Source organism: Guptibacillus hwajinpoensis (assembly GCF_001039475.1).
Classification (GTDB): Bacteria; Bacillota; Bacilli; order Bacillales; family Guptibacillaceae; genus Guptibacillus; species Guptibacillus hwajinpoensis.
Genome location: NZ_LELK01000011.1, coordinates 1 through 14172 on the forward strand (window position 1 = coordinate 1; position 14172 = coordinate 14172).

The 14172-nt window shown below is 40.3% G+C and carries 12 protein-coding genes and 1 other annotated feature; all 12 genes read left to right on the forward strand.

Annotated elements, in window-relative coordinates:
• Positions 1 to 611 precede the first annotated feature (611 nt).
• The 12 genes from AB986_RS19330 to cysS all read left to right on the forward strand — a co-directional run bounded on the left by AB986_RS19330 (position 612) and on the right by cysS (position 14169).
• Positions 612 to 1073: a CtsR family transcriptional regulator gene (locus AB986_RS19330; RefSeq protein ID WP_048313287.1), complete on the forward strand. Its 462-nt coding sequence runs from the start codon at positions 612 to 614 to the stop codon at positions 1071 to 1073.
• A 36-nt stretch (positions 1074 to 1109) separates the two neighbouring features.
• The gene (gene mcsA, locus AB986_RS19335) at positions 1110 to 1646 is read left to right on the forward strand and encodes a protein-arginine kinase activator protein McsA (protein WP_048313288.1); all 537 of its coding nucleotides are present in this window, start codon (positions 1110 to 1112) and stop codon (positions 1644 to 1646) included.
• Complete coding sequence (gene mcsB, locus AB986_RS19340; RefSeq protein ID WP_048313289.1) at positions 1646 to 2743, forward strand: protein-arginine kinase McsB; 1098 nt, start codon at positions 1646 to 1648, stop codon at positions 2741 to 2743. Before mcsA ends, mcsB begins: the two co-directional genes overlap by 1 nt.
• A complete protein-coding gene (gene clpC / locus AB986_RS19345; protein WP_048313290.1) occupies positions 2740 to 5181 on the forward strand; it encodes an ATP-dependent protease ATP-binding subunit ClpC in 2442 nt (813 codons plus the stop codon). The genes mcsB and clpC overlap by 4 nt, the downstream gene beginning before the upstream one ends.
• Positions 5182 to 5366: 185 nt before the next feature.
• Complete coding sequence (radA, locus tag AB986_RS19350; RefSeq protein ID WP_048313292.1) at positions 5367 to 6743, forward strand: DNA repair protein RadA; 1377 nt, start codon at positions 5367 to 5369, stop codon at positions 6741 to 6743.
• Complete coding sequence (disA, locus tag AB986_RS19355; protein WP_048313294.1) at positions 6744 to 7805, forward strand: DNA integrity scanning diadenylate cyclase DisA; 1062 nt, start codon at positions 6744 to 6746, stop codon at positions 7803 to 7805.
• Positions 7806 to 7965: 160 nt separating this feature from the next.
• Entirely contained in the window at positions 7966 to 9063 is a 1098-nt protein-coding gene (locus AB986_RS19360; protein ID WP_048313295.1) for a PIN/TRAM domain-containing protein, read from the forward strand.
• A gap of 25 nt (positions 9064 to 9088) precedes the next feature.
• A complete protein-coding gene (gene ispD, locus AB986_RS19365) occupies positions 9089 to 9781 on the forward strand; it encodes a 2-C-methyl-D-erythritol 4-phosphate cytidylyltransferase (protein ID WP_048313296.1) in 693 nt (230 codons plus the stop codon).
• The gene (gene ispF, locus AB986_RS19370; RefSeq protein ID WP_048313298.1) at positions 9781 to 10254 is read left to right on the forward strand and encodes a 2-C-methyl-D-erythritol 2,4-cyclodiphosphate synthase; all 474 of its coding nucleotides are present in this window, start codon (positions 9781 to 9783) and stop codon (positions 10252 to 10254) included. Before ispD ends, ispF begins: the two co-directional genes overlap by 1 nt.
• Positions 10255 to 10322: 68 nt before the next feature.
• Positions 10323 to 11789 carry a glutamate--tRNA ligase gene (gltX, locus tag AB986_RS19375; protein WP_048313299.1) on the forward strand — a complete coding sequence of 489 codons (1467 nt, stop codon included), beginning with the start codon at positions 10323 to 10325 and terminating at the stop codon, positions 11787 to 11789.
• Positions 11790 to 11804: 15 nt separating this feature from the next.
• Positions 11805 to 12032: a binding site (T-box leader), on the forward strand.
• Positions 12033 to 12122: 90 nt separating this feature from the next.
• On the forward strand, positions 12123 to 12779 hold the full coding sequence (gene cysE / locus AB986_RS19380) for a serine O-acetyltransferase (RefSeq protein WP_048313300.1): 657 nt from the start codon (positions 12123 to 12125) through the stop codon (positions 12777 to 12779).
• On the forward strand, positions 12769 to 14169 hold the full coding sequence (cysS, locus tag AB986_RS19385; protein WP_048313301.1) for a cysteine--tRNA ligase: 1401 nt from the start codon (positions 12769 to 12771) through the stop codon (positions 14167 to 14169). The genes cysE and cysS overlap by 11 nt, the downstream gene beginning before the upstream one ends.
• Positions 14170 to 14172 lie beyond the last annotated feature (3 nt).

The following is a 14172-nucleotide window of genomic DNA, read 5'->3' on the forward strand; positions in this document are numbered from 1 at the left end:
TTCGGGAGATCCATGAGGATCTGGCATCGCGCAGCTGACGAAGAAGTTCGCCGCTTATCGCGCCCCGTGTGAGAACATGGAAGTTAAGCTCTCGCGCCGATGGTAGTTGGGGGATCTCCCCCTGCAAGAGTAGGACGTCGCTGGGCAACGATGAGAAGTCAGAGATCATTTGATCTCTGACTTTTTTTATGTTTAATAATCTTTAGAATATATGTCATTCCTATTAGCTCTCTATACCCCTCTATCATTCCTATTAATTGGACAGTACTTAAGTGGTTCATGCAGAGTCAAGAATAAAATAGAAGTTAGTCAACTATATCAAAAGGGTATTGTTAAAAGATAGAGTGGTAATAGACTAGGTTAGATCACTAAGAAAAAACAACAATATATATATTATCTTCTCCTCTGATTAATTGAGACGTATAAAACACCTCTTGAAAAACCAAGAAAAAAAGAGACGGTTTAAGTGTTTTTATTCTATCTAAAATGGTAATGCTTGAATAGGACAGACGCAGAAGCCTGTCTCTTTGCAATCCTACATAAACGCGTTATAATATACTCAACGTCAAATATAGTCAAAGTCAGTATGGAGACGGAGAGGAGGGAAATAAGTGAGGAATGTTTCCGATATTATCGAAGCTTACTTAAAGAAAATACTAATGGTGGATGGCAAGGATGCCGTTGAAATTAAGCGAAGTGAAATTGCGGATAAATTTCAATGTGTTCCCTCTCAAATTAATTATGTTATTAATACTCGCTTTACGATTGAAAAAGGGTACATTGTGGAAAGTAAGAGAGGTGGAGGGGGCTATATAAGAATTGTTAAGGTCAAACCCGAAACCCACGCTGATTTAATTGATGAGATGTTACACCTTGTTAAAAATCAAGTTCCACAGGTAGTTTCTGAAAATATTATCCTTCGTTTGCTAGAAGAAGAGGTAATTTCGGAACGAGAAGCGAAGTTAATGTTAAGCGTACTTGATCGTACTGTGATTACAATAGAACTACCGTTACGAGATCATTTGCGAGCAAATATGTTGCGTGCAATGCTTATAGCATTAAAATATAAATAATAACTACCTTTAAGGATAAAAGGGGAGGGTTGCCGGATGACATGCCAAGAATGTGGTGAGCGCCCAGCTACGCTTCATTTCACCAAAATAATAAACGGTGAAAAAACAGAAATTCATATTTGTGAAAAATGCGCTAAAGAAAAAGGTGAGGCTGAGCCAGGCACTAACCATTTTTCTATCCATAACTTATTATCGGGATTACTTAATTTCGAAACACCTATTGGGGATAGTCCCGCACAATCTTTTTACAAACAGCAGCAGACTAATTGCCCGAAATGCGGTATATCTTATCAGCAATTCACGAAAATTGGTCGTTTTGGTTGCTCAGTGTGTTACAAAACGTTCGCAGACAAACTTGATCCGATACTTAAGAAAGTACATGGTGGCAATACTGCTCATACTGGTAAAGTGCCTACACGAGCAGGTGCTGCCATACAAATTGAGCGTAAAGTACAGAACCTTCGAAGTAAGATGAAAGAATACATCGAACTTGAAGAATTCGAAAAAGCTGCTGAAACAAGAGATATCATTCGTTCCCTAGAACAACGAACTTCTTGGGAAGGAGGAGAATAATGTCACTTCAGCGATTTATCAGTGAAGCTGTAAGCCCTTGGATGAAAGATGAAGGTCCGGATTCAGACATTGTCATGAGTAGTAGAGTTAGATTCGCTCGAAACTTAAAAAATTATGTCTTCCCGATTCTTTCCGATCGTGAACAGAATTTAGAGGTTATCAAAGAGGTCCGAAGTGAATTTAATGATGTGCCTGATGACCATATTGGGGAACTTGAACTACTTGAGATGGAAGATCTCAAACCCATTGAAAAAAGAGTACTTGTTGAGAAGCACCTTATTAGTCGTAATCTAATAGAGCAATCCAAAAATGGTGCTGTTCTTCTCAGTGAAAATGAAACAGTTAGCATTATGGTCAATGAGGAAGACCATTTTCGTATTCAATGTCTAGTAGCTGGTTTTGAACTTAAAAAGGCATTTAATTTAGCTAATTCTCTTGATGACTGGATAGAGAGTAAGGTTGATTACGCTTTTGATGAAAGAAGAGGATACTTAACAAGTTGCCCTACTAATGTTGGAACTGGTATGAGGGCTTCAGTAATGTTGCACCTTCCTGCATTAGTTCTAACGCAACAGTTAAATCACATTATTCCTGCTATAAACCAACTTGGCCTCGTTGTAAGAGGAAGCTATGGAGAAGGAAGTGAAGCGCTGGGTAATATCTTTCAAATCTCAAATCAAATTACACTTGGTAAAACAGAGACTGATATTATCGAAGATCTCCAGGGTGTTGTTATGCAGGTCATTGAGAAGGAAAGAGCTGCGAGACGCGCGTTACTTGATAATTCTAGAATTGAGCTTGAGGATCGTGTTTATCGATCACTTGGTATCCTTGAGAATAGCAGAATTATTCAATCAAAAGAAGCAGCTAAATGTCTTTCAGACGTTCGATTAGGAATTGATTTAGGACTTGTAAAAGGCCTATCCAAATCGATTCTGACTGAGTTGCTCATCTTAACTCAGCCAGGCTTTCTACAGCAATTTGCTGGCGCAAGCTTAACCCCGACAGAACGGGATATCAAACGAGCTACTTTAATAAGAGAACGACTTGAACTAGAATATCAACTATCGAAGAAATCGGAGGGTGATGAACAATGATGTTTGGACGATTTACAGAACGTGCCCAGAAAGTACTTGCTTTAGCACAGGAAGAAGCGATTCGACTTGGTCATAACAATGTAGGAACAGAACATATTCTTCTAGGCTTAATTCGCGAAGGTGAAGGAATTGCTGCAAAAGCGCTGACGGCGCTAGGACTTGGTTCAGAAAAGATTCAAAAAGAAGTTGAGAAGTTAATTGGCCGTGGACAGGATTCTGTCCAGTCAATCCACTATACTCCAAGGGCTAAGAAGGTAATTGAATTATCAATGGATGAAGCTCGTAAATTAAGTCATTCATACGTTGGTACTGAGCATATCCTACTAGGGCTTATCCGTGAAGGTGAAGGCGTAGCTGCAAGAGTGCTTAACAATCTTGGAGTAAGCTTAAACAAAGCGCGTCAACAAGTATTGCAACTGTTAGGAAGCAATGAAAGTTCTTCATCTAGCCATCAAGCTGGAGGTGCCAGTGCAAATACACCAACACTAGATAGTTTAGCTAGAGATCTAACAGTTATTGCACGTGACAATGGCCTTGATCCTGTAATTGGCCGAAGCAAAGAGATTGAACGTGTTATCGAGGTGCTTAGTCGCCGTACCAAAAACAACCCAGTTCTAATTGGTGAACCAGGTGTCGGTAAGACAGCCATTGCTGAAGGTTTAGCTCAGCAAATTATTAATAACGAAGTACCAGAAACGCTTCGTGATAAGCGCGTTATGACTCTGGATATGGGAACCGTTGTAGCAGGAACGAAATATCGCGGGGAATTCGAAGATCGCTTGAAGAAAGTGATGGACGAAATTCGTCAAGCAGGTAACATCATTCTATTCATTGATGAACTTCACACGCTAATTGGTGCTGGTGGCGCGGAAGGTGCGATTGATGCATCGAATATTCTTAAACCTGCTCTAGCACGTGGTGAGCTACAATGTATCGGAGCAACTACCCTTGATGAGTACCGTAAGTATATTGAGAAAGACGCCGCTCTTGAGCGTCGTTTCCAGCCGATTCAGGTTAATGAACCTACAAGTGATGAATCAGCATTAATTCTAAAAGGTCTTCGCGATCGTTATGAAGCCCATCACCGTGTAACTATTACTGATGAGGCAATTGAAGCAGCAGTTAAGCTGTCAGACCGATATATTTCAGATCGCTTCTTGCCAGATAAAGCTATTGATTTAATAGACGAAGCAGCTTCGAAAGTTCGTCTACGTTCATATACAGCACCACCAAATTTGAAAGAGCTTGATAAAAAGTTAGAAGAAGTGCGTAAAGAAAAAGATGCTTCTGTTCAAAGTCAGGAGTTTGAGAAAGCAGCTTCCCTACGTGATTCAGAGCAACGTTTACGCGAACAGCTTGAACAAACGAAGAAGGAATGGAAAGAAAAACAAGGGAAAGAGAACCAAGAAGTTTCTCCTGAAGATATTGCGATCGTCGTTGCAAACTGGACCGGTATCCCGGTTTCTAAATTAGAAGAACAGGAAACAGAGCGTCTTCTAAGAATGGAGGAAATCCTTCATAATCGCTTAATTGGTCAGGAAGAAGCAGTTAAGTCGATCTCGAAAGCGGTACGTCGAGCACGTGCTGGACTAAAAGATCCGAAACGTCCAATTGGCTCGTTTATCTTCTTAGGACCAACTGGTGTTGGTAAAACTGAACTAGCTCGCGCCGTTGCAGAAACGTTATTCGGTGAAGAAGATTCAGTTATCCGAATTGATATGTCTGAGTATATGGAGAAACACTCAACATCACGACTAGTAGGTTCACCTCCAGGATATGTTGGCTATGAAGAAGGCGGACAATTAACTGAAAAAGTACGCCGCAAACCTTATTCAGTTATCCTTCTAGATGAAATTGAAAAAGCACATCCAGATGTGTTTAACATCTTGCTCCAAGTTCTGGAAGATGGCCGTTTAACAGATTCCAAAGGTCGAGTTGTTGATTTCCGTAACACCGTCGTTATCATGACCTCAAACGTAGGGGCAAGCACGCTGAAGCGCAATAAATACGTTGGCTTTACAACGGGCTCTGAAGGTCAGGAATACAGTGATATGAAGGGTAAAGTAATGGACGATTTAAAGAAAACCTTCCGTCCAGAATTCTTGAACCGTATTGACGAAACCATTGTCTTCCACTCTCTTGAGAAGAAACACCTTAAAGAAATCATTGTCTTAATGGTCAATAGTCTTAAAGCACGTTTATCAGACCATGGTATTGATTTTGAACTAACTGACTCTGCTTTAGATAAAATCTCTGAAGAAGGTTACGATCCAGACTACGGAGCTCGACCACTTCGAAGATCACTACAGCGTCATATTGAAGATCGTCTTTCTGAAGAGTTATTAAAAGGCAACATTGAAAAAGGTCAAAGAGTAAAAATCGATTATCAAAATGAAAACTTCTCAGTAGAAACACTTTCTGAAGCTACATCATCCTAGAAGAACCAACCGGAAGGCAATTGTCTTCCGGTTTTCTAATTTTTTTAGAGTGGTTGTCTCTATTTAAGGGAATGGGTATAAAAGTACTACAATAATGAGAATTGTACAAGGTCATATGAACTTGTAATTTATGATAAGCTTAGTCTAAACAACATGTGCTGTACTATCGAAAGTGAGGAAGAAGGATGGCAAAGAAAAAAACGAAATTCATGTGTCAGGATTGTGGGTATGAATCTCCAAAATGGATGGGGAAGTGTCCGGGCTGTCACCAGTGGAATACGATGGTTGAAGAATTTCTACCTTCAGATAATGATCGTAGAAGATTTGTAACTTCTGATGAAGGGACGATGAGTAAAGCAACGTCAATTCGAAGTATACAAAAAGAAATGGAGCCGAGAATTTTTACGCAAATTACGGAGCTTGATCGTGTATTAGGAGGAGGAGTTGTTCCAGGTTCACTCGTACTTGTTGGAGGAGACCCGGGTATTGGTAAATCAACGCTTTTACTGCAAACATCATCAAAACTTGCTGATCAAGATCATCCCGTTTTGTATATATCAGGTGAGGAGTCTGTTAAGCAAACGAAGATACGTGCAGATCGTTTAGGAGTCGATGCAGAAAAATTATTTGTATTAGCGGAGACAGATCTTGAGTATATTAGTAAAGCGATTGAAGAAATAAACCCCCAACTTGTCATTATTGACTCAATTCAGACGATATTCAGGTCAGAAGTCACTTCAGCTCCGGGGAGCGTTTCACAAGTAAGAGAGTGTACATCACAGCTTATGAGAATTGCTAAGACAAGAGGCATTGCTATTTTCATTGTTGGTCACGTTACGAAAGAAGGGTCGATAGCAGGACCGCGACTTCTTGAACATATGGTTGATGCTGTTCTGTATTTTGAAGGTGAACGACATCACACGTTTAGGATTCTCCGTGGGGTTAAGAATCGTTTCGGTTCAACAAATGAAATAGGTGTGTTTGAAATGAAAGAAGAGGGACTTGAAGAAGTGCTTAACCCTTCAGAAATCTTTCTAGAAGAACGATCTTCGGGTGCAGCTGGCTCAACTGTTGTCGCTTCGATGGAAGGAACTCGAACAGTTCTCGTAGAGATTCAGGCACTTATTTCACCGACTAGCTTTGGTAACCCGCGTAGGACCGCTACAGGAATAGATCATAATCGTGTATCACTACTAATGGCAGTCCTAGAGAAACGAGTTGGTCTTCTACTTCAGAACCAGGATGCCTATCTAAATGTTGCAGGTGGCGTCAGGCTTGATGAACCGGCTATCGATCTTGCTATTGCTGTATCAATTGCATCAAGCTTTAGGGATAAGCCAACAAGACCATCAGATATTGTCGTTGGAGAAATTGGTCTTACTGGTGAGATTAGACGTGTTTCACGTATTGAACAGCGTGTGATTGAAGCAGCTAAGCTTGGATTTGAACGCGCAATCATTCCTAAGAAAAATATAGGTGGTTGGACTTTCCCAGAAGGGATTCAAGTAATTGGTGTCCAAACTGTAGACGAAGCATTAAATGAGGCGTTAGGAGGGCAGTAAATGGAGATAGATAAGCAGCAAGAAGTTATAAATGAAATCCTAAAAATAGTAGCGCCAGGAACTCAGTTGAGACACGGCATTGATAATATTCTCCGAGCTAAGACTGGAGGATTAATTGTTGTTGGGTATGATGGAAAAGTTCAAGATCTTGTCGACGGTGGTTTTTCAATTGAATGTCGGTTCACACCAGCATACTTATATGAACTTGCTAAGATGGATGGGGCTATTATCTTAAATAAAGAAGCATCTAGGATTTTATATGCGAATACTCAGCTCATCCCAGAAACCTCAATTTCTTCAACGGAAACCGGAATCCGGCATCGAACAGCAGAACGAGTTGCCAAGCAAACAGGTAATCTAGTGATATCTATTTCTCAACGGCGCAACGTTATTACTCTCTATCAAGGAAGTATCCGATATTCTCTTAAAGAGATTGGCGTAATTCTTACGAAAGCAAATCAAGCTATGCAGACACTTGAGAAATATAAGTCGGTACTAGATCAGGGAATAACAGATCTAGGAGCTCTAGAATTTGAGGAGCTTGTTACTCTCCAAGAGGTAGCTCAAGTGATTCATCGTATTGAGATGGTTCTTCGAATTAAAAAAGAGATTTTAAATTATATTAACGAACTAGGAACAGAAGGTCGACTTATTAGCATGCAAATGGAGGAACTTGTTTCCAATCTTGAAGATGAAGCCAAGTGGTTAATTGGCGATTATGTGAAAGAAGTAGACGAGACGCCAGCAGACGTTATGAAGAGACTGAAGAAACTGACCAGCGACGATCTTCTTGAGGAAAATTCGATTATGCGAATTCTAGGCTATGCTGACCAGAATGTGAATGTAACGCCAAGGGGCTATCGTATTCTACATAAGATTCCGCGCTTGCCTTCAAATATCATTGAGAATCTAGTGGAACGTTTCGATACCCTGAATGCAATATCCAAAGCGTCCATAGAGGAACTAGATCAAGTAGATGGAATTGGCGCTATACGCGCAAAGAAGATTAAAGAGGGTTTAAAGCGAATTCAAGAACAATTGTTTGTAGATCGCCATATCTAGTGCGATCAAATAGACATTCAATTGGGGCTGTGCTAATCTATAATTAATTTAGAGTAATGAAAGTTAACATATAATCATACTATAAATTTTGCATAATTCAAGGATATACGTTTCAATTTTGATAATTTGTTTATAATGTTAAAAGGAGGTGAAAACGTCAATGATAAAGTGGATCGTGCAGTTGTTTTTTATCATTTTAGGCGGAGCGCTGGGCTTAGTATATTTACCAGATTTAATACAATTACTCAATATAGGGGATCTTCCTTCGGTATTTAGCAACTCTTATGCAGGAGCTGTAATAGGAGCTGTGCTCTTCTTTCTAGCAACTTTTTGGGTGACAGATTATATTGTAGACTTTATAAGACTTATTGAAGAAAAGGTTGTGAAAGCACCGGTTGGAGACGTACTATTTGGGTCAATTGGACTGATTATTGGACTTATAGTTGCATTTTTAATAAACGTATCTCTGGCTGAAATTAATCTCCCGGTTGTTAGTAATGTTCTGCCAATCTTTATATCTGTCCTTTGTGGTTACTTTGGCTTCCAGGTAGGCTTTAAGAAACGTGATGAACTGATTAATCTGTTCATTAATAACAAAGGCAAGGATAAAAAGAAAGATGCTGATGAAGACGAGATCGATGCTGGTTCTTCTAAGCTTAAAATTCTTGATACAAGTGTCATCATCGATGGTAGAATCGCAGATATTTGCCAAACTGGTTTTCTAGAAGGAACGCTTGTTATTCCTCAGTTTGTTCTTGAAGAATTACAGCATATAGCTGATTCGTCTGATGTTTTAAAGCGTAATCGTGGTCGACGTGGACTTGATATTTTGAACAAGATCCAGAAAGAACTTGAAGTGAACGTTGAAATATATGAAGGTGACTTTGAAGAAATACAAGAAGTAGACAGCAAGCTTGTTAAACTCGCGAAACTTGTTAATGGTATGGTTGTTACAAATGATTTTAATTTGAACAAAGTCTGTGAACTACAAAAAGTTCAAGTATTGAACATTAATGACTTAGCAAATGCTGTGAAGCCGGTTGTTCTTCCAGGCGAAGAGCTTAACGTTCAGGTCATTAAGGATGGGAAAGAATATAACCAGGGCGTTGCTTATTTAGATGATGGTACAATGATTGTAGTAGAAGAAGGAAGAAACTATATAGGTAAAACAATTGATGTGCTTGTGACGAGTGTGTTGCAAACATCAGCTGGGCGGATGATTTTTGCGAAGCCCAAACTTCTTGAAAAAGCACTTTAGGCGATAGGCGACGGGGGTTCTAGGTTTGAAGTATTCAGTGGTTATTCCTGCGGCTGGTCAGGGAAAACGGATGAACGCAGGGAGAAACAAGCAATTTATTATGCTAGAAGAAAAACCGATTATCGTTCACACGATATCGGTTTTTCAAAGTGATGAGTATTGTGAAGAGATTGTGCTTGCTGTAAATGAGCGGGAACATGACGAATTTCGTTCTCTTATACAGACTCATGAACTAACTAAAGTAACGCAAATTGTAACAGGCGGTAAGGAAAGACAGCAAAGTGTATACGAAGGACTTAAAGCACTTGATGGAGATAAAATCGTTTTAATACACGATGGTGCCCGTCCATTTTTTACGCATGAAGTTGTAAGGGAAGCCGCTAAAGCAGCAGAATATTATGATGGTGCAATAGTAGCTGTGCCAGTTAAAGATACTATTAAACAGGTGGACGAACTGGAGGTCAAGCAAACCATTGATCGATCAAGCTTGTGGGCAGTGCAGACTCCGCAGGCTTTTCGTCTGTCTGTTATTAAAGAAATTCATCGCTGGGCTGAAGAGCATCAAATTGTCGGTACAGATGATGCTAGTCTTGTAGAAATGAACGGTCGTTCGGTACATGTGATCCTTGGAGACTATTGGAATGTTAAATTAACAACCCCTGAGGATTTAATCTTTGCTAGAGCGATTTTGCGAGAGAAGAAGGAGAGTGGAATGTAATGCGAGTTGGTCATGGATTTGATGTACACAAGTTAGTAGGGAACCGCCCGTGTATTATTGGAGGAGTAACGATTCCGTTCGAAAAAGGACTTTTAGGCCATTCGGATGCGGATGTGCTACTTCACTCTGTTGCGGATGCATGTCTTGGGGCTGTCGGTGAAGGGGACATTGGAAAACATTTTCCCGACACAGATGAAGCTTTTAAAGATGCAGATTCGAAGGAACTTCTTCGCCACGTCTTCCAAATTGTGAAGGAAAAAGGATACATTCTTGGGAATATAGACTGCACAATTATCGCTCAGCTTCCCAAAATGGCTCCTCATATAACGGCAATGCGTGAAGTGATCGCAAGCCTTCTAGAAGCTGACCTTAGTCAAGTGAATGTGAAAGCAACGACTTCTGAAAAGCTAGGGTTTACTGGTAGGGGCGAAGGAATTGCTGCTGAGGTTGTAGTCCTGCTTCAAAAGACTTGACCGATAATTTGACTCTAATGGTAAAATAATAAGACAGTTAAAGATAAAAATTAATGGTGGTGGATAGAATGGGAAACGAAGTAAGGGTGCGCTATGCCCCAAGTCCAACAGGATATTTACATATTGGGAATGCACGAACAGCTTTATTTAATTATTTATTTGCGAGAAGTCAGAATGGCAAGTTCATCATTCGTATTGAAGATACAGATCAGTCGCGTAATGTTGAAGGCGGAGTAGAGAATCAGCTTGATTACTTAAAATGGCTTGGAATGGATTGGGACGAAAGTGTTGATAAAGAGGGAGAGTATGGCCCTTATAGTCAGATGGAACGTCTCGACATTTACACAGAACATACAAAAGAGCTTCTAGAAAAAGAGTTAGCTTATAAGTGTTATTGTACAGAGGACGAGCTGGAAGCAGAACGCGAAGCTCAGCGCGCGCGTGGCGAGATGCCGCGTTATTCTGGAAAGTGTCGTCACCTTACAGAGGATCAGCGTGAGAAAATGGAAAGTGAAGGAAGAGAGCCAAGTATTCGCTTCGCTGTTCCACGTGACAAGGAATATGCTTTTGATGATGTTGTAAAAGACCGTGTATCCTTTGAATCTAATGGAATCGGCGACTTTGTTATTGTGAAGAAAAACGGAATTCCAACTTACAACTATGCTGTTGCGCTAGACGATCATCATATGAAGATTTCTCACGTTCTACGTGGAGATGATCACATTTCAAATACACCAAAGCAGCTTATGATCTATGAAGCATTTGGTTTTGAGCCGCCTAAGTTTGGTCACATGACTCTTATTGTTAATGATCAGAAGAAGAAGCTTAGTAAGCGTGATAAATCGATCGTTCAATATATTGAGCAATACCATGATTTAGGTTTTCTTCCTGAAGCGTTGTTTAACTTTGTGACGCTACTTGGATGGTCACCTAAAGGGGAAGAAGAACTATTCACTAAAGATCAACTTATTGAGATCTTTGATCCAGAGCGTTTATCGACATCTCCAGCTGTATTTGATTCACAAAAGTTATACTGGATGAATAACCAATATATTAAAGAAGCGAGTATCGAGCGCGTAGTTGAGCTTGCTCTTCCACATTTAGTTGAGGCTGGTAGGTTCCCGCTTGAGATGACGCCTGAACAAATGGAATGGGCAAAAGAGCTTATTTCGCTTTATCAGGAGCAACTTCACTATGGACGGGAAATTGTCGAGCTTACTGAGTTGTTCTTTAAACAAGAAATTCAGTATAATGAAGAAGCAATGACCGTTTTAAATGAAGAACAGGTACCAGAAGTAATGCAAGGATTTATTGATCAGCTTGAAAGTGTAGAGGAGTTTGAGCCTGCTGCAATCAAGTCTGCTATTAAAGCAACACAGAAGGCAACAGGTCACAAAGGTAAGAAATTATTTATGCCAATCCGTGTTGCAACTACTGGTGAAACACATGGACCTGAGCTTCCGCAGGCTATTTCTCTCCTTGGTAGAGAGGCTGTTAATGCTCGCTTAAATCAAGTTATATCAATGAGTAAATAAAGCTATACTATAGAAATACAATCGTTGATGAGGAGAAGTAAATGAGTTGAATTCTTTGTAGAGAGAGTCACCCCTGGCTGAAAGTGACTTAAGAATTCACACATTGAAATGCACCTCTGAGTCTCCTACAGAAAGCCATAGTGGCCATTATGCAGGAGCGGCGCCGCCGTTATCGGTGAAAGGAATTTTCTTTCTATAAGAGAATTCGAAGCAGAGTGGAACCACGCAATAGGCGTCTCTGTGTGATGGAATGATCACACAGAGGCGCTTTTTTTATTAGGTATTCATGTCAAGCGTATCTCGTGGAGTCATGAGAAGAGAGGAGTGGAGGATTTGTGGAAGACGTTGAAACAAGATATTGATGTTGTCTTTGATCAGGACCCTGCTGCAAGAAGTTACTTTGAAGTGATTTTGACCTATGCAGGTCTTCATGCCATTTGGTCACATCGAGTTGCTCATTGGTTCTGGAAGAAAAAATTCTTTTTTCTTGCAAGAGCGGTTTCCCAACTTAGTCGTTTCTTTACAGGGATCGAAATACACCCTGGAGCAACAATTGGAGAACGCTGTTTCATTGACCACGGGATGGGTGTTGTCATAGGTGAAACTTGTGAGATCGGTAATAACGTTACACTCTTTCAAGGTGTAACCCTTGGTGGAACAGGTAAAGAAAAAGGAAAGCGACACCCTACACTTGAAGACAATACACTCGTAGCCACAGGTGCTAAAGTGCTTGGCTCCATTACAATAGGACAGAATTCAAAAGTAGGGGCAGGGTCAGTTGTTCTGCAAGATGTGCCAGAGGATTCTACTGTCGTAGGTATACCAGGACGTGTCGTTATTCAAAACGGTGTTAAAGTGCCTCATAATCTTGATCATCATAAAATGCCGGATCCGGTTGCAGATAAATTTAAATTAATGGAGCAAGAAATGCTCGCACTAAAAGAGGAAGTCCAAAGCCTAAGAAAGAGGAGTGAAAGTTATGGCGATTAAGTTATACAATACTTTGACGCAGAAGAAGGAGTCTTTTCAACCGATTGAAGAGGGAAAAGTGAAGATGTATGTATGTGGGCCAACCGTTTACAATTACATTCACATTGGAAATGCTCGTCCAGCCATCGTTTTTGATGTTGTTCGTCGTTATCTTGAGTATCGTGGATACGATGTGCGATATATATCTAACTTTACTGATGTGGATGATAAATTAATTCGAGCTGCTAATGAGCTTGGTGAAGAGGTTCCGGATGTCGCTGAGCGCTTTATTGAGGCTTATCATGAAGATACAGGTGCACTTGGCGTTAAACGAGCTAATGAACATCCAAGAGTAACAGAGAATATGGATGAAATCATTGCATTTATCGAAGCACTTATCGAGAAGGATTTTGCGTATGAATCTGAAGGTGATGTGTATTTCAGAACAAAACAATTCGAAGGATATGGTAAACTTTCTCATCAATCAATCGATGAACTGAAGCTCGGTTCACGTATTGGTGTGGGTGAGAAGAAGGAAGACCCTCTTGATTTCACACTGTGGAAGGCAGCTAAAGAAGGTGAGATCTCCTGGTCAAGTGCATGGGGAGAAGGGCGACCTGGCTGGCATATCGAATGCTCCGCGATGGCTCAGAAGTATCTTGGAGATACAATTGATATTCATGCGGGAGGAAAAGACCTTGCATTTCCACACCATGAGAACGAGGTTGCTCAAACGGAAGCGTTAACTGGGCACACTTTTGCGAATTACTGGCTTCATAACGGGTATATCAACATTAACAATGAGAAAATGTCAAAATCACTAGGTAACTTCGTTCTAGTGCATGACTTAATTAAACAGCATGATCCAGAAGCCATTCGCTTCTTTATGCTGTCCGTTCACTACCGTAACCCGATTAACTTTAATCATGAGTTGCTTCAAAGTGCAAAAACAGGGTTGGATCGGATTAAAGACACTGTAGAAAATCTTGAACATCGGTTAGAAAATAGCGCAGACCTTGCTGAAGATGTGGCGGCTTGGAAAGAAAAGATCGAAGAGTTTCGCCAACGGTTTGTAGAAGAGATGGATGATGATTTTAATACCGCTAATGCTATATCTATACTGTTTGAATTATCAAAAGAAGCGAATCTCTATCTTCAAGGTTCTAATTCTTCAAAAGAAGTGCTTGAACTGTTAATTGAGCGATTTAATGATTTTGGTTCAGTACTTGGCGTTTCTTTCAGAGCAGAAAAGGCCCTTCTAGATGAAGATATTGACCAATTGATTGAAGAGCGGAATAACGCAAGAAAAGAGCGTAATTTTGCTAGAGCAGATGAAATTCGTGATGAATTAAAAGACCAGGGCATTCTTCTTGAGGATACACCTCAGGGCGTTCGCTGGAAGAGGATGTAAGCG